The sequence below is a fragment of the Streptomyces huasconensis genome (genome assembly GCF_021028635.1).
Taxonomy (GTDB): Bacteria; Actinomycetota; Actinomycetes; order Streptomycetales; family Streptomycetaceae; genus Streptomyces; species Streptomyces huasconensis.
The window spans coordinates 1-16,073 of record NZ_CP086119.1; the positions used below are offsets into that span (position 1 = coordinate 1).

The following is a 16,073-nucleotide window of genomic DNA, read 5'->3' on the forward strand; positions in this document are numbered from 1 at the left end:
ACGGTGAATGGCCGTCGACTCGGCAGTCGAATCCTGGTCATAGCGGTTAAAGACCCACCGGTCGTAGGCGCTGGAGTAATAGAGCTGGAACGCGCCGACCTTCGCACCGTTTTGGTTGAGGACAGTCGCAGTCGAAGACTTCGAGTCGAGCTTGGCCCACGCCGAGACGGCAAAGCTCTTCGTGGTGTCGACCATAGGGCCCGAAGTGGCGGCGGTCGCCGTGCCGTCGGCCTTGAACCCGGCGCCGTTGCGTGCCTTGGCCGTCCATGCCGCCTTGCTCAGACGCAGAGCGTTGCCATCACCTGCGGCATTCGCTGCTGTGGTCCCGCTGTTCTCGTCGAACTTCCATACACCGACCGGATCAGCCGCTTTGGCGACGTTGAACAGGTAGTCCGTGGTGCTGCCGGCGTTACCTGCCGCATCGAAGGTCTGCACTCGCAGTGTGTTGGTGAGCCGTTTGTCCGGCGTCACTTTGACGTCGTAGACCGGCATGTTGACGGTGAACGTCTTGCTGCCTGCCTTTACCCCGTTCAGCCACCAGTCGTAGCGACGCACATCACCGGAGCCTGTGATCCGGAATGTGCCGGTCATCCCGACACTGCCGTCCTGGGCGTCTCCCTCGCAGGTATCGCCGACGCACTCGGTGTAGACACTCGAAGTGATCTTCGGCGCGGCCGGGCCGTGTGTGTCAGCCCTGAAGTAACAACTGCTGGACCAGGGGCCGTAGAGGTAGTCCGTCTTGCCGCCGTAGCTGTACTTGTACTCCGTGCGGGCGCGGAACCGATACGTGGTGTTCTCGGCAAGGGCCGAGGTGACCACGGTGCCGGCTGTACCACTGGCCGTCCACGCCGAGGGCTTGAGCGTGGTCGCCGTGGAGCTGCCGTCCTTGTACAGCTCGAAGTTGGGCCTCAGAGTTGCATTCGATCCATCGGCCGAGGTCGGAGTTGCTGTCAGTCGCGGCGTTGCGTCCCTGATCATTGCGGGGCTTCCTGACGCCGAGCAAGACACCTTTGGATCGGACATCTTGACTGACGAAGGCTTCGCGGTCGGCACCGAAACATAGGTGATCGACAGGCGGGGCTTCTTCGACGACGTCGCGTCCTTGTCGGTCGGCGACATGAACTGTTTCCACGCGATCGGGTCCGACTCGCTGGCCCGCAGGCCGAGCGTGGTCAGCGTGGCTTTGGCCTTGGCCGTGTACGCCACGGCAGACGTGGCATCGAACTCCACATCGCCGTCCGGACACGACGAGGAGTGGCCCTTCGCGGCCGAGACGGTGTCCACCTCCGACTTCCACGAGGGCTGGTCGCTCCAGGTGGTCGAGCCGTAGATCTGCCCCGTACGCCACAGTTCGACGTTGCGCTTGTCGCAGTTGGCGGACCAGATCTCGTACGCCGTGAACGTGGCGTTGATGATCTTTTTCCCGGACACCTTGCGGGTGTCGAACTGGAAGAACGAGCGCGCCTTTTTGTTGTCCACATAGGCGTCGTAGCCCACCCCCAGCGCGTGGGAGGTCTTCCAGAAGCTCGTTTTCGGGGAATCGGACCACACGGTGGTCCAACTGGTCAGCGTCGCCTTGACCGCAGGCGGATCAAGCACCACCGGAAAGACCCGCTTCTCGTCGGCCAGGAACTGCTGATCCGGCACGACAGTGAGGGAGTCATCCGCAATCGTCACATCCATGACCTCGGTCCGGGAACCTGCACCGGCGCTCAGCGCGTCGGTCGTAGCACCAGTGGCCGCGCTGGACCGCAGGGCCTTGAGTGGAGCCGGAGAAGGAGGAGTAGCGGGAGGCGCGGCCGAGTCCCACATCAATGCCGCACCGCTGTGCACCACAGGCCGGCCGCCCGAGTCGACGAACGCGGCGGACCCTTCCGACGTCGCACGGGACGAGAGGCCCTTGGCCGTCACGGGGAACTTGACGGACTTCAACTCCGCATTGGCCGCTGCCTTCCGGGAGTGCACGACCAGGTGATACGTGAAGCCATCGGAGGTGACCGTCACGGCAAGGTCCACGTCCGGCAGCACGGAGGCATACACCGCGGTCGCCCCCTGAACTGTCGGCTTCGGCAAGTCCCACGGCGCAGAAACCGCAAATTCCTTGCCGTTGGCTGCCAGCCGGGCCAGTGGCTCGCGAGTGCCGCCACCGGACAGTTCGATGTCCTCGCCCGCTCGCGGGGCGAGAGAGCCGTCTTTGCGCTCGATCAACGTGGTGTCGATCGGTACCCATGCATCGCCCTGACGGACGCGCTCCGGTTCGGCAGACGCCTCCACCGTGAATGTGCCATCAGGATTGGCGAAGAGCTGACTCGTTGCCGTGGTCAGCGACTTGACCTCAGCGCGCTGCCCTGAGGAGACGGCAGCCCGAGACGCCTTCTGCTCCTCGGACACGGGCGGAAGCCCGTCATCCTCCCAAAACGCCTTGCCGCGATGCGCGGCGTCAGCGGGATCGCGCGAAGCCGGCTCCGCGGCCTCCGCTCGCTCATCGGCGGCACTTGCCGCAGAAGCCGCGCCCATTGCGGCCTCCCCGGTGAGTCCAGCCAGCGCGAGCAACGCCGCGGCCGTCACACCCCGCGACGCTCCCCAACGGCGTCTTCGCCGTGCCATGTTCCCCCACAATCTGAGAATTTAATGAAGATCACTCGAAGATGTGAAGATATCTGGGAGGATGGGTCTAGACCAGATGCCAGTTTGTGGATCAAGGGATGCGGAGGGGGCCATTCCGGACACGTGGTCCGCGTGACGTGCACCACGGTCGTATATGCAGGCGGATGTCTGACGTTTTGGTACGCGCGGCCACACTGCCGCCATCGGCGTCGTCGCGCGTGACTGACCCTGGCAGCGCTGGAAGTGGACGGTCAACTGACGTCTCCGCGTCGAGTCCTGCGGGGGTCGATTCCCTGAGGTTCCCGCTCGGTCCCGGCCATCGGCCGCGAAGAACGCGAACAGCAGTCGGCCGGGCCCGCCATGCATCCCGATGCCCAAGCTCAGGACTTGATGGCGGCAAGCGCCCGTCCAGCACTACCTCAGCACCGGCGCTCCGTAGTTCTTCCGCGGTGCTGCGCCCTGTGGCGACCGCGACGATCCTGGACGCCGGCGTCCATCTCTCCCGCGACGTCCGCCGTTGTATGCCCAGCGACACAGCACGCTCAGGCCTGGTGGATGAGCGTGCCAGGGCCACGCGCAGCAATTCCTCCGGCGTGACCGACGAGGGGTAAGGGTTCATTGGGCCTGTGCAGGCAGTCCGCCGTTACCTGCGGCGGGTGTGTCTGGGTGCGCGTGGATCCAGGACAGGCCACCGAGGTCGAGGCATCTCCGGGCTCGGGTGACGGCGACATAGGCGAGGCGGGCTTCGTCTTCGTCGATCGGGCCGGGCAGAGGCTGGCCTTGGTCGTCGCGCTCCTGGCTGTCCTTGGGCGGGGCGAAGTCGTCTGCCACTTTTACCTCTGCCCATTCGCGGCCCTTGGCCTTGTGGGCGGTCGAGACGGTGACGTCTGCCTGCTCCTCGGGGGTGAGCTGGGCGACGGCGGTGAGGATGGCTTCGGGGCCGTGGGTGTCGATGAGGTCGACCAGTGGCTGTAGGTCGCCTCCGGCTGGGTCGTATGCGGCGTAGTCCTGCAGTTCGCCCCAGCAGCTGAACAGGACTAGTTCGGGGTGGCCGGTGCGGCGTCCTTCCTTCAGGTCGCGGGCGGCCAGGGCTAGGGCGCGCAGGCCTTCTCCTCCGCCGACTAGTGCCACGCGGTGTCCAGCGGTCAGCAATGTCATCACTTCGGCCAGGGCGCCGACGTTGGTGCGGCACAGCACGGCGTCGGGCCGCGAGAGGGGGCCGAGTTCGGTGGGAACGGTGTCAGTGCCGGTCAGACGGATGGGGGCGCCGACGATCTGGAGCCAGCGGTTGGCTTCGGCGGCGAGGTGAGGGCCGAAGCGGAAGGACTGCGACAGGGTCAGGGCGGTGCCGTCGAAGCCGGTCATGACGTCTTTGGCGCCGCGCCAGCCGTAGATGGCCTGAGCAGAGTCACCGACCATCACCAGCTGAGCGTGACTGCGCTGGTTGAGGAAGACCTGCTCGACGACGGGGTTGGTGTCCTGGGCCTCGTCCAGGAGAAGGTAGTCGGCGCTCAGGGTGGGCTGGGTGAGGGCCCAGATCTTCAGGTAGTGGTCGTGCTCGAAGCGGACCACTCCGTCGTCGGGATGCTGCAGGTCGGCCCAGGCTTTGCGGGCGAACGGCACGATCGCGTCCGTGAGTTGGGCGTGGTGGTCGGGGTCCTCCAGGCCTCGCAGGCGGGGTACGTGGTGGCGGGTGATGGCCGGGTCGGCGGAGTGGCAGAAGCGGGTGACGGTGCGCAGGGTGGCGTAGGAGAGGGTTCGTGGTGTCACGTCGCGCTCTCCCAGGCGGGTCGGTTTGGTGATGCCGAGGGCTTGGCCGATCTGTCCGGCGGGGCGGCGGGGCGCGTTCAGGCGTCGGGTGTAGCGGTGTCCGAGGGCGGCGTAGGCCAGGGCGTGGGCCGTCTTGCAGGTGACGGTGGGCGGGAAGCGTGTGGTGGCGTCGCGGGCGATGGCACGGTTGTAGGCGAGGTAGCGGCCGCGGCGTCGGGTGGCCTGGGCAAGCAGGGTCAGGGTGGTGGTCTTTCCGGTTCCGGCGCCGGCCTGCAGGACCAGGTGGTCCCCGGCGTGGAAGGCATCAGCGGCGGCAGTCTGCTCGTCGGTCAGGGTCAGCACGGCGGTGCTCCGGGGTGAGGTGAGGCGGGCGGGAACGCCTGGAGTTGAGGGTTGTTGGCAGCGCTGGGGCATGTCGCGTGTCCCGCGGTCGAGAACGGCGGGGTTCAGGCAGTGCTGCCTGCAGTGGGCGTGCGGTCTTCACCGGGTCAGCGGGGCCGGGCAGGCCAGGAGGGTCTTGAGGGCTCGCGGCACTCCCCCGCCGTACGGCGGCCGCTGGGCGGAGGCGCGGGCAGGTGGGTGTGGATGAGGTGGTGGTGCAGCAGAGGGTCGAAGACCTGCCATGTCGTCAGGGCGAGGTCGGCGGCGCTGTGGGCGGTGGCATGTGCGGGGCAGCGTTGGGTGCGCCAGCGCAGTTGTTCGATGTAGGGCAGGTGGCTGAGGTCGTAGATGGCCATGAGCCCGTCGGCCAGGGCGAGTTGGCGGCGGGTGGAGCGAGGGTTGGCGGGCAGGAGGGTCCAGGCGCCGGCCGGGGCTGTGGGGTCCAGGATGGGGTGGGGGCAGCGGTGGCGGGTGCGGGTCTGGGCCACGCACCGGATGGTGTGGAGCGGGTGGTCGGCGAGGTAGCGGGTGTAAAGGAGCTGGACGACCGGTCGGGTGATGTGGCTGTCCGGGGCCGTTTCGCGCGGGGTGAGTGTGGGTGCCGGTGCGGGTGGGGTGAACAGACCGGTGTCAATCAGGGTGCGGGTGCGGACGGCGAGTTGGCGACGGACGTTTTGCAGGTGGGGTGTGAGGCGGGTGGTGATGGTGCGCCGTGGGCACAGGATGGCGTGCGGGGTGCGGCACCAGGCGCTGTGGTCGCTGTGGCGGTAGGCGATGCCGCCGCTGAGGTGCCACCGGCAGGAGTCGGGTACGTCGGTGTTGGCGAACTCGGTCGGGTGCAGGGCGATGGGGCGGTGGTTGTTGCGCTGGTACCACTCGATGCGGTTGCCGCATGTGTGGCAGCGGCTGTGCTGCCCGGTGCGCAGCAGTCGGCTGGGGCTGGTTGCGGACACGCGTAGGGAGCGGTGGCGGCGGGTGGCGAGGGGGCTGCCGTCCCAGTGGCGGGCCACGGTTGGGGGGTGGGGATGCATGGGAGGGAACGTGCCAGGCGGCGCGCCGCGGACCTGGGGGCGGCGGTGGTATCTCCTGCGAATGGCCCAGCGGATGGGGGCGGGTGTACGAGATGGGGAGTGTTTGTTCTATTGCGATTGCCCGTTTGGGTGGCGTCTTGACGGCTCCGGCCAGGGCGGGGGGCCAGCCGGGAGGTCAGGTGCCGGGTGGGGTGTGGTCGTCGCAGAGGGTGCCCAGTAGGCGGTCGACGGGGACGTCGAGGGCGTGGGCGAGGGCGTGCCAGGTCTTGAGGCTGCCGATGGTGCGGCCCTGCTCGATCTCGATGAGGGTGCGGCGGGCCAGGCCACTGCGTTCGGCGAGTTCGTCGTAGGTGAATCCCCGCTCGGCCCTCAGGCGTGCGAGTTCCAGGCGCAGCGCGGTGAGGTTCGGGTCGGGCGGGAAGATCGTCACTCCACCATCCGAAGGTGCAGCACCCTGCCCTGTCAGTGCAGACCTCTGCCCTATTTCCGCAGGTCGGCACCTCTGCAGCAGGGCAGAGGTCTGCACTAGCGTGTGCGCTCGTCATCCGATGGCGGCGCGATCAGGCGGGAGGAGCGCACCCAATGAGGCTCTGCACGACGCATGTGAGGGTGCGGCGCATCTGGAGCGTGGAGCTGCGGCCCGGGGCAGGCGGGCCGGTACTGGTGTGCCCGCACTGCCCCCATGACTCGCGGCCCCTTGCGGCCGGCTCGGCACGCCCGGCAGTGCTGGCTCATCTGGCGCGGCACGCCCGGCGTGACGTGCTGCCGTCGCATCTGCGGACCTGCCAGTGCCACGAGCGGGGCTGTCGGTGGCATCCACGCCATCGCGGCTGCTCCGGCTCTGTACGACTGGTGCTCACACGAGCCCAGGGCGGGCGCCTGTGGCGCCTGGCCGATACCTGCGCAGGGTGTGCGGGCGCGACTGCGCAAGCCGCGGTGGTTCCCGACGCCTTGCTCTCCGCCGCCCCGCCTGTCACGGTCTCTCCCCCGCCGCGTGGGCGTTCGACCGCCCCGTCACCGGGTGCTGACGCGCGCGTGCGCGTAAAGGAGATGCTTACCTATCTGTCCGCAGCGCTGCCCCCCTTCTCCTCCCCCACGGCTCGCCTTCTGGCTCTGCAGTGTGCACTGCGCTCCGACAGCCAAGGACGCGTTGATCTGCCGGCCGGGTTCCTGCGCAGCATGCGCCTGGCTTCCCACGCCACTCCCTGGCATGAACTCGAGCACGCCGGATGGCTGCGCTGCACCCAACGCGGTCATGGATCCGCCGAGGCACAGCTGCTGGACGTAACGGTCCTGGCTCAGGCGCCCGGCCGTGAGCGGCGGGCACGCGCCGCCCACTGGGCACTACACCCCATTCCCCTGGCGGCGCCTCGCCGGGCTCCCCCGTCTATCCATCTGGCCGCCCTGGCACTGGCGGCGCACACCGAGTCCCGCAGCGGGAGCGCCGATGCCGAGGTCCTCACCCGGCTCTGCGCGACCGCGCCCCTATCCCTTCAGGACCTTCTCGACCAACTCGTCCGCACCAGCGCTTTGGCTTCTTGGCGCCCCGACATCGAGGCGGGCGAAGTCTGCTGGCAACTACCGGAGCAGGCCTGAGCGCGGTCACCGGATTGCCGCGGACATTCTGCCCCCGGTGACCGCCCACGAGCCCGTCCCACTAGCCGGCCCGGAAGCGACAGCCAGATGTCACTCCATGAGCGCAGCGGACGGGTCCTGCGGCGGTCACCGGAGGCGGGAGGGGTCATCGGGCTTTAGAGGATGTCGTCGTTGGAGTCGAACTCGTGCTCGTCGGGGGGGAACTCGTCGAAGTACACCGAGTCCGTCTCTCCTGTCAGGACGGACAGGAGGAAGGGCACGCACTGGGTCGGGTGGTGTTCCCATTCGGGCCCTCGTCCCTCGTTGAACAGGACCGTCCACTCCTCAGGGCTCTGCCCCGGCCTGCGCAGCCAGTACAGCATGGCGCCGCTTCCCTCGATGTAGGCCCAGGGCAGAACCTCGGCCCCCTCGTCCTGCAGAAAATGCGGCTTGGATCCCACCTGCCACAGCTTGGCAAGGATCTCCGCGCTCTCCTTGGCCTGGTCGATGAGGTTGTAGCCCGGTCGAGGGCATGCGGGGTCCAGGAGCCAGACGGTCTCGTCGAAGACTCCGCCCCCGTAGGTGTCGACGAGCTCCTTGTAGTCCTGTGGCAGGGCAGTGCCCAGCTGCTCCTCTACGGCGGCCCAGTCGCGTGAGCGTTGGGGACCGGCCGGAGGGACGAGTGCGGTGAGGCGAACTACAGCGGAGTGCATCCGGTTCGGTGTCCTTGTCTCTTCGGTGTCAGGTGGGCTTGGCGACGTTCAGGATGGTGACGCTGTTGGTACTGCTCCCGCCTTCATAGGGGGTGAAGGAGAAGCCGCGGTTCCCCTGCGCCTCAAGGTGGAGACCGAGTGGGGTGACGTCGCTGGGGTCATTGGTCCGGTAGATGGGCGTGACCTTGTAGTCGATTTTCTCACCTGAGTCGACTGCCCTTCTGATCTGCTCTTCGACGTGCTTCATGACCGGCGTGTTGGCGTTTCGGTGCATGGTGACGAAGTTGCGCAGGTCCTTGTTGGAGCCGCCGATCTGAGCTCCCAGCAGATGCGTTTTGTGTAGTTCTTTGTACTTCTCGTAGCCAGGGATCCACTTGGGGGGCTTCGTTCTCCCTCCCGTCATGTCGGACTCGAGCCGGGCTTGCATGCCGGTGGCCCGGCCGCCCGGGCCAGGTGCGCCGTACTGGACGCGGCCGCCCCAGGTGACGTCGGCCTCGTCGCAGGGCGAGAGCCCGAGCGGATCGCACTGGGTGTTCGGGTTGTCGACGTAGGTGGCCGGGTTCGGTGCAGGGTCCACGCCCAGCGGGTCCAGCGTGAGGTAGCGACCCGTCTCAGGGTCGTAGTGCCGGAAGTAGTTGTGGTGCAGACCGGTTTCGGGGTCGTAGTACTGGCCCGGGAAACGCAGCGGGGTGTAGGCCGTCGCGTCCTGGTTCCAGGCAGTGGTACCCCAGAGCGTGGCCCGGGCCCGCCAGGCGACGTGGCCGTCCTCGTCGATGAGTTCGGTGGGGGTGCCGATCTGGTCGGTGACGATGGCGAAGAACCGCTGATCGATGACGTGCTGCGGCGCCTCGGCCAGGGACTTTGTCTCTGTCTGGGAGAGGGGCGCCAGGCCGTCGTGGTCCCAGGTGAGAGTGATGAGTTCGGTGGAGCCTGCGACCTGGGTCGACTGCTCGGTGAGGGTGCTGCCGTCCCAGGTGAACCGGGTGTCCTCCTCGACACTTCCGTCGGTGGCGAGCCGCTGTTTGGCCAGGCGGCGTCCGAGCGGGTCGTAAAGGTAGCGCCACCGGATACCGTCTGGGGTGGTGACGAAGGTGAGGCGGTCCTCGGCATCCCACGCATAGCGCCAGATGTCCGGTTTACGCGAAAGGCGGTGCTTGCGCCGCTGGATGGTGCGCCCTGCCGCGTCGTATTCGAAACGGGTGTAGCCGGCGTTTGTCAGGCGTGTTCCCTGGTAGGTGCGCTCGCCGCGGGACTGGCCTGCGGGGTGCTGGTCCGGCCAGGAGGCGTGAACCTGATTGCCCGCCTCGTCGTAGGCGTAAGTCTCCCTCCAGTTCGCCGCACTGACGGTGGTGACGCGTCCGGCCTGGTCGAGTGTGAAGGTGCGGTGGCCGGTGTCCTGGTCGGTGATGGCGGTCAGGTGCCCGTCTTCGCGGTGGGTGAAGGTCCGCTGGATCCGCGGCCGGACGGTGCCGGGGACGGTGAGGGTCTGGCCGGCCAAGTGGTTCTGCCCGTCCCAGGCGAAGGCGAGCGTGAAGCGGTCGCCGAGGCTGCGCTGGATTTCACGGCCCACGGCGTCGTGCTGGAGGGAAAAGACACGGCCCGCCACAGTGAGGGCGTCATAGTTGCCGCAGGTGTCGTAGGAGTAGGTAGTCGTGATGCCGGCGGGCGTGGTGCGCCGGGTGCGGCGTCCCGCAGCGTCGCAGGATGTGGCGAGAGTATGGCCGTTGACGGTTTCCGCCACGAGGCGGCCCACAGCGTCATAACGGAACTCGAGGACGGCCTCAGGGCTGGCGGCCCGCAGCAGGCGGCCGCACAGGTCGTTCTCGAACACGGTGACCTGACCGTCGATGGATTTCTCGACCATCTGACCGATGGGGTCATAGCGGTAGGTGACGGTCTGCCCGGCGGCGTTGTTGTTCCGGGTGAGCCGGCCGCCCGCGTCGTATGCATAGGCCCTGGTGTGACCGTCGAAGTCGCTCTCCCCGACGAGTTGCCCGGCGATGTCGTAGTGGTAGGCCCAGGTCAGTCCCTGCGGGTTGATAACGGCGGTCAGCCGCCGCTCGGTGTCGTAGGTGAAGGTGAGGCGCGTGCCGTCCGGTCCGGTCTGGGCCGTCAGCAGGTCGAAGTGGCTGAACTCGGAGCGGACCGTCGCACCGAGCGGATCAGTGTGGCGCACGCAATTGCCCTCGCCGTCGAAGGCCCAGGTCTCAGTCGTGCCGTCCGGGCGGGTGCGGGACAGGAGCTGGCCCTCGACCGACCACGTCAGCCGGGTCTGCCCGCCTGCTGGGCCAGTGGTGGTTACGACCCGTCCGAAGGCGTCATAGGAGTGGTGGCTGACCGCGCCGGCGGGGTCAGTGACCCTCACAGGCAGTCCGGCCGCGTTGCTGATGGCCTCCACACGCTCGCCGAGCGGGTTGGTGACGGCCTGCACCGAGCCGCGGGGCCCGATGGTGTAGCGCGTGGTGTCCCCGTTGGGGTCGGTGAGGGCGGTGCAGTTTCCCGCCTCGTCATAGGTGTACTGCCATATGGTGCCGTCGGGCAGCTGGACGGCGGTGGTGAGGTGGAGGTCGTTATAGGTGAAGCGGGTCGTGCCGCCATCGGGCCGGGTGACCTTCACCGGCATGCCCAGATCGTTGTTTTCCAGTCTCGTGGTGTACCCGAGCTGATCTGTCGAGGCGATCACGTGCTGGTGGGCGTCGTACTCCGTGATGACGGTGGCACCCAGCGGATCGGTCTCAGCCACAACCAGGCAGTCGTCGTTGACCACGTACCGCCAGGTGGCGCCGCCGGAAGTGGTGACGGCGGTGGTGCGGCAGTCCGGCCAGCCCTCATCGATTCCGTCATAGGTAAAGGTGTTGGCGAGGTGACCGGCCTCCCCGCCCTGGGCGACGCAACGGTCCTGCTCGTCGTAGCGGTAGTAGTAACGGCTGTGGTTGGTGTCCTCCCACGATGTGACCCGCAGACGCTCGTCATAGGTCAACTGCAGCGGCAACCCGGCGGAGTTGGTGACCTCGGTGAGGTTGCCGTCGGTGTATCCGTACCGCTTGATCACGGTGTCGGAACCGTCCTCGCCCGCACCCGCCAGGCTCAGGGCAGTGACCCGTTCATCCTCGACTGCGAGGACCAGGTGGTAGCCGCCACTGTGGCGGATCGCTAGCGGGGTGCCCTCGGCGTCGTAGTCGAAGTCAACGGTGTTGTGGTTGCGGTCGGATATTCGCCTCAGGAACGCCACGTCGTCAACAGGTGGCGCGAAGTAGCGGCAGTGGCCGGCGACGGGGTCGGTGAGGCGGTAGCCGCCGTCGTCGAGACGCTCCAGCGGCCATCGGGGACCGCCGTCAGGCAGTACGGATGCATCCGAGCCCTCAGCATGGGGGTAGGCCAGGAGCATGCCGTCCTCGGTGACGAAGACGACGCCGTCCTCGTCGACTTCGAGGCGCTGGTCGAGGGTGGAGGTCCAGGTGGGGCCGAACCAGCCGCCGCTGCGGTAGCCCGAGGCGACCCGGCGTGTGAAGACCAACGGCAGGGTGCCGGGCAGCATGACATCGGCCGCGGCCAGGAACATCTGGCCGGTGGCCACGTCCACCGGGTCGCCACAGCCCTTGACCTTGCTCTTGACCCGGCTGTACGCGCCCTTCGCACCGTCCTTCAGCGCGGTACGGGCCGACTTGAAGCCCTTCAGCCCACCCTTGAGACCCTTCAGCCCCTTGCCGAGCTTGGCGGCGGTAGTCAGGCCCTTCATGCCGGGAACGCAGTCCAGGGCGGCGAATGCGACATCCATCAGGCCTGCTTGGCCTTTTCGGTACTTGTTGAGGGTGTCGGCCAGGACGATGGCTCCGGCGACGATGACAATCGCGGCGAGGATCGGCCCGCCAACGATCATCGCGATGATGCCGACGACGGCGACGACGACCTTGCACACCGCAACGATGGTGTCCCAGTTGTCGGAGACCCAGTCCCCGACCTCCTCCCACCACTTGCGGTTGGGGATCCCCGCGTCGGACGCTTCGTCGATCCTCCGCTTCGCCGTCCCGGCGGCCTCCTGACGCATCGTGCGCGCGTCCTCGGCCATCTTCTTCGCCGCGTCCAGCGAGCTTTTGGCGGCATCCACATCACCCTGCGCCGACTTCTGAGCCTTCTCGGCGGAGGCCGCGTTGCGGGTAGCGGCGCGGACCTTCGACTCATCCGGCTTCGGCACATCCTTGCCCGAGCCCTTGTCGTCCTTGTACTTGTCGGCCTCTTTGCCCGCCTTCTCCACCCAGGAATCAGCCGACGACAGGCTGGACTTGGCGGAGGCGAGATCGGCCTGCGCCTCGCGTCCCTTCACCAGCGCCTTGTCCGCCAGGGCCTGGGCGCGCTCCAGCTCCGGCCAGTACGCGGCCAGCGCGTCACCGGCCATCCCGTAGGACTTCTTGAGCTTCTTCAGCTTCTCCGGCGCCTTCTCGAACTTCTCCGTGAAAGCGTCGGCCGTCTTGCCCGCCCACCGCAGGATCGCGTCCTCGCCCGCCATGCCCTTGATGTCACGCAGCACCTTGCCGACATCATCGGAGAAGTCATGCAGATCCTTGGCCAGCTTGCGCACCCGGTCGGGATCACCCGGCGTCGGATCCTTGTCCAGATCCAGGACATGCCAGTCCTTCGGGCGGTGTGCCACGTGCAATCCCCCGTTGTATCAGCCCTTTGCGATCAGGGCACCTGCTGTGGTGATGTCAGTTCAGCGGTTGATGGACTGGATTTCCTGGACGTTGATGTCCTGGGTGGCCTCGAAAGTGCCGTTGGGCAGGTCGCCCTTCGCTCCCCCGGTTCCCCTCCAGGAAATTTCCCAGGTGACGGAGGCCTTCAGCTGGTAGGGCTCACCGCCAGTGGCGCGGAGGTAGGCGATACCGCACGGCGGTTCCTGCTGAGATGCACCCTTGGTGTAGGGGGCGCCGACGGAGCCGTCCTCGTTGACCGGACAGTCGCCGGAGGCAGGAAAGGTCTTCGCGTCACTCGTGCCCGGATCCAGATGCAGCGTCACCGGCTTGGCAGTCGTCACCGCATACAGGTCGGTGTGGGGCAAGGAGGCGCGCACTGTGACGTCCTTGAAGACGGCCTTGTCCAGCCACACCCAAGTGGGCAGGTTCACCGTCGACTTGCCCTGCGGCTTGAGCTCCACTTCGGTGTCCGGGACCCGGATCTTGTCGTAGGCGTAGGCCGCGAGCACTTCGGGGGTGGGGGCGTTCGGGTCGTCGGGGACGGTGCCGGCCTTCTGCCAGAACAAGTTCTTCGAACAGTCCAGGATTTCTGGGTCGTTCGCGCGGTCCTCGCGGGCCACTGCCCGCCAGAACATGCCCTTCTTGCCGACGTTGTAGTTCTTGGTCGGAGTGTCGGTGAAGGTGGCATCGCCTTTGTCGAACGCGTCGACGAGGAGGTCCTTGCCCCAGCGGCGCCCGAAGTTAACGGAGAACAGGTCGCCTTTGTTCATCTTCTCCGTCGCGTCCTTGAGCTGTCGCGAGGTGGCAAGCGGTTCGTACCAGCAGGCCGGGGGCTTCCAGTTAGGGTCGACAGCGGTCAGTCCGCCAGCGGACGGCTTAACCGTGCCACCGCCGGACTGCGTGACGACGATGCGGGTGCGGGTGACCTCGGCCCCCAGTTCCGTTCCGCTGGCCGTGCCCTTGGCACTGTCCTTGGCGGGCGGTTTGGCGCCCTCTCCCGGGTCCGTTCCCCAGGCGAAGGCGGCCGATGGTGTAAGCAGCGTGATCGCCAGGGACGCTGCGGTGAGCGTCACCGCGCGAGGGGGCGGCGTCCTCACTTGCAGGCTCCTCGCTCCGTCTGAACCATCGTGGTCTTCCAGACGCCGTCCTTGGTCTTGCGCAACTTGGTGCGGTAGAGCACAAGGGCGTCATCGGCGAGGGTGGCGGTGACCTTGCCGGTCTTGGTGTCCTTGGTGGATCCCTTGCCCTCGTCCACGCAGTAGAAGAGCGTTCCGGAACCGTCCGGGCTGATGCGGGGCTGCGGCTGGAAGACCCGGCCCTTGCCGATCAGGACGAGGTTCTTGTCCGTGAACCCCTTGATCCACTCGGTGCCGGTGCGCAGCGCGTCGCTTTCGCTGTAGAAGGTGAAGGCGTCGTCCTGCGGGTCCTTGTTGTTGATCGCGGCGTAGGAGGCACGGAGTCGTTCCTTGCCGTCGTTCAGGATGGCCTGGAGTTTCGGATCGCTGTTCGTCCAGCCGTCGAAGGTGACTTGGAAGGCCTTGGGCAGCGTGATGTCCGGTCGCTTGGCTGCACCCGGCTTCGCCGACGGGCCGGCGGATGCCGAACTGTCCGTGTCTGCCCCGGCACCCTTGATCTTGTCGGGTGCGTCGTCGTCACCGTCGCCCGAGCTGCAGCCGGTCAGCAGCAGTGCGGTACTCGCGGTGATGGCGACCGCAACGGACAGGAAACGGCGAGTCACGTCTGAACTCCTGGGAGGTGTGGGGTTTGTGGGTAGCTGACGCTACCTGCGGTGCAGATGGTTTCACGAGGGTTTTCCCCCGCCCGAAGCCGGGGTCGCAGAGTGGCCGAGAACCGTCGCGTCCCAAGTGCACAACCCGCTCATCACCACTCGGACGGGACAACAACGTTCCAGAAGCGAACGACTCAGCAGGCCGTGTCAGTGAGAACCGGGCGAGACCGGCTGACGATCTGGTAGCGGTCGTCCTGCGCCCACTCGGTGGTGCTCGCCTCGGCGGGGACGGGCCGTCCGGCCAGGCGGGAGTGGCGGAAGATCTCTCCTGTGCCGGTCCACTTCACCGTGGTCCGCCAGCCGTAGTCCATCCAGCGTTCGGCGGCCTTCTCGTAGCGGGGCCGGTGAAGCCGTCACGGCGCGGAGCCTCCTCGATCCGCCGGTCGGTCTCCAGACGGGCGGCACGGGGCCGACGGCTGTTCTCGGGTAGAAGTGGTACCCACCAGGGCCTGTTCAAGACTCATCAGACCGGCCGGCCCAAGCTCCGCCGACTCCGGTTCCTAGCCCGGCGACCTTCCGGCGGTGCTTCTCTCCTAGCCTTATCCGGCACATTCGCTCCCTCGCGTCGGTCACTGTCCCGCGGCTCTCGCCCTTGCCTCACGCACGAGGTCTTAGACACGCCCCATGGATCTCCCCCACCTCGGAGGCGCCTGTCTTGCCGCTACTCTCCATGATTCACATCACGCGGGGGCAGTCGGCGGGTCAGCCGCTACAGCATCAACGACCACGGCAGGCAGCCTCCCAGGCTGACCAACACCCCAATACACGCTCGGAGTTGATGTTGAATCCCCTGGAGCGGAACCAGCCACTGCTCGGCGCACGTGCCGCGATCATCCTGCTGCCCGGTGTCCTTGCCGGACTCGGTGCGGGCATCCTGACCGTCCTGGACAGGAAGAGTCCCGTCCACGGCGTCCTCGCCGACGGAGCCGCCTTCGCCGCAGCGGATCCCATGCAGTACTTCTGGGAGCAGTTCTAGTGAGACCACGCGAAGGCGATCTGGTATCGCAGTTCCAGCGCGTGGCCCGGGCAGCGGGGCGGGTCAACCCCCCGTTGCCCGGGGCTGCCCTGCGAAGCTGGGACGAAGTGGTGAAGCTGTGCACGGAGGGCTACGACCTCGACGTATCCGAATACCTCAACGACCTGTCCATCCGCGAGCTGCTGCAGCACGTCATCGATGACCCGGTCGTGCGGTCGCTGCCTGAGTACTCGTGGTTCTCAAACGAACTCTCCCGTATCGACGAGGGGTTTCGAGCACTCTTGCAAGATGGCCCGTCGGTTCGGCCCAATGAGAGCCGCTGGTGGTTCCGCTCACTCCCAGCACGGGGACAGCAGGAGTTCGCGGACGATGTGCTGGAGCGGTACGGCGTCGAGCTCGAAGTGATCGAACCGGACGGCTGAAGGCCTCTCTGTAGGCATCCGTTTGACGGCCGCGGGCGGGATACTTCTGCCCGCGGCCGTTGTCTTCCGGCATACGTCAGACCGCCCGCTTCTTAGGAAAGCTCCCAGGGCAGCAGTC

At 67.1% G+C, this 16,073-nt stretch carries 12 protein-coding genes; 3 read left to right on the forward strand and 9 right to left on the reverse strand.

All coding sequences use genetic code 11. The features are described 5' to 3' along the window. The 4 genes from J2N69_RS00005 to J2N69_RS00020 form a co-directional block, all read right to left on the reverse strand. A partial coding sequence (locus J2N69_RS00005; protein WP_230898810.1) for a LamG domain-containing protein occupies positions 1 to 2,568 on the reverse strand: 2,568 nt, incomplete at its 3' end. Positions 2,569 to 3,222: 654 nt separating this feature from the next. Continuing rightward, on the reverse strand, positions 3,223 to 4,716 hold the full coding sequence (locus tag J2N69_RS00010; protein ID WP_230904518.1) for a UvrD-helicase domain-containing protein: 1,494 nt from the start codon (positions 4,714 to 4,716) through the stop codon (positions 3,223 to 3,225). Between the two features lie 149 nt (positions 4,717 to 4,865). After that, positions 4,866 to 5,789 (reverse strand): DUF6083 domain-containing protein, encoded by a 924-nt coding sequence (locus J2N69_RS00015; protein ID WP_230898811.1) that lies wholly within the window; start codon positions 5,787 to 5,789, stop codon positions 4,866 to 4,868. 175 nt (positions 5,790 to 5,964) lie between these two features. Further along, entirely contained in the window at positions 5,965 to 6,219 is a 255-nt protein-coding gene (locus J2N69_RS00020; protein WP_230898812.1) for a helix-turn-helix transcriptional regulator, read from the reverse strand. Positions 6,220 to 6,839: 620 nt separating this feature from the next. On the opposite strand from J2N69_RS00020, the gene J2N69_RS00025 reads away from it, so the two are divergent. Beyond that, on the forward strand, positions 6,840 to 7,385 hold the full coding sequence (locus J2N69_RS00025) for a hypothetical protein (protein WP_230898813.1): 546 nt from the start codon (positions 6,840 to 6,842) through the stop codon (positions 7,383 to 7,385). Between the two features lie 155 nt (positions 7,386 to 7,540). On the opposite strand, the gene J2N69_RS00030 is transcribed toward J2N69_RS00025, so the two are convergent. From J2N69_RS00030 to J2N69_RS00060, 5 genes are all read right to left on the reverse strand, one after another. After that, positions 7,541 to 8,077, reverse strand: coding sequence for an SMI1/KNR4 family protein (locus tag J2N69_RS00030; protein ID WP_230898814.1), 537 nt, complete (start codon positions 8,075 to 8,077; stop codon positions 7,541 to 7,543). Between the two features lie 28 nt (positions 8,078 to 8,105). Next, positions 8,106 to 12,728: a DUF6531 domain-containing protein gene (locus J2N69_RS36365; protein WP_230904516.1), complete on the reverse strand. Its 4,623-nt coding sequence runs from the start codon at positions 12,726 to 12,728 to the stop codon at positions 8,106 to 8,108. Between the two features lie 60 nt (positions 12,729 to 12,788). Next, positions 12,789 to 13,841, reverse strand: coding sequence for a hypothetical protein (locus J2N69_RS00050; RefSeq protein WP_230898815.1), 1,053 nt, complete (start codon positions 13,839 to 13,841; stop codon positions 12,789 to 12,791). A gap of 20 nt (positions 13,842 to 13,861) precedes the next feature. After that, positions 13,862 to 14,506, reverse strand: a complete 645-nt coding sequence (locus J2N69_RS00055; protein ID WP_230898816.1) for a hypothetical protein — start codon at positions 14,504 to 14,506, stop codon at positions 13,862 to 13,864. A gap of 185 nt (positions 14,507 to 14,691) precedes the next feature. Then, on the reverse strand, positions 14,692 to 14,868 hold the full coding sequence (locus tag J2N69_RS00060; protein WP_230898817.1) for a hypothetical protein: 177 nt from the start codon (positions 14,866 to 14,868) through the stop codon (positions 14,692 to 14,694). A gap of 467 nt (positions 14,869 to 15,335) precedes the next feature. On the opposite strand from J2N69_RS00060, the gene J2N69_RS00065 reads away from it, so the two are divergent. Next, on the forward strand, positions 15,336 to 15,533 hold the full coding sequence (locus J2N69_RS00065; RefSeq protein WP_230898818.1) for a hypothetical protein: 198 nt from the start codon (positions 15,336 to 15,338) through the stop codon (positions 15,531 to 15,533). Then, a complete protein-coding gene (locus J2N69_RS00070; RefSeq protein ID WP_230898819.1) occupies positions 15,533 to 15,955 on the forward strand; it encodes a hypothetical protein in 423 nt (140 codons plus the stop codon). The genes J2N69_RS00065 and J2N69_RS00070 overlap by 1 nt, the downstream gene beginning before the upstream one ends. Positions 15,956 to 16,073 lie beyond the last annotated feature (118 nt).

Coding starts and splice junctions, on each gene's coding strand:
- J2N69_RS00015 (WP_230898811.1), bottom strand. CDS start 5,789: ATGCATCCCCACCCCCCAACCGTGGCCCGCCACTGGGACGGCAGCCCC.
- J2N69_RS00025 (WP_230898813.1), top strand. CDS start 6,840: ATGCTTACCTATCTGTCCGCAGCGCTGCCCCCCTTCTCCTCCCCCACG.
- J2N69_RS00030 (WP_230898814.1), bottom strand. CDS start 8,077: ATGCACTCCGCTGTAGTTCGCCTCACCGCACTCGTCCCTCCGGCCGGT.
- J2N69_RS00060 (WP_230898817.1), bottom strand. CDS start 14,868: ATGGACTACGGCTGGCGGACCACGGTGAAGTGGACCGGCACAGGAGAG.
- J2N69_RS00065 (WP_230898818.1), top strand. CDS start 15,336: ATGTTGAATCCCCTGGAGCGGAACCAGCCACTGCTCGGCGCACGTGCC.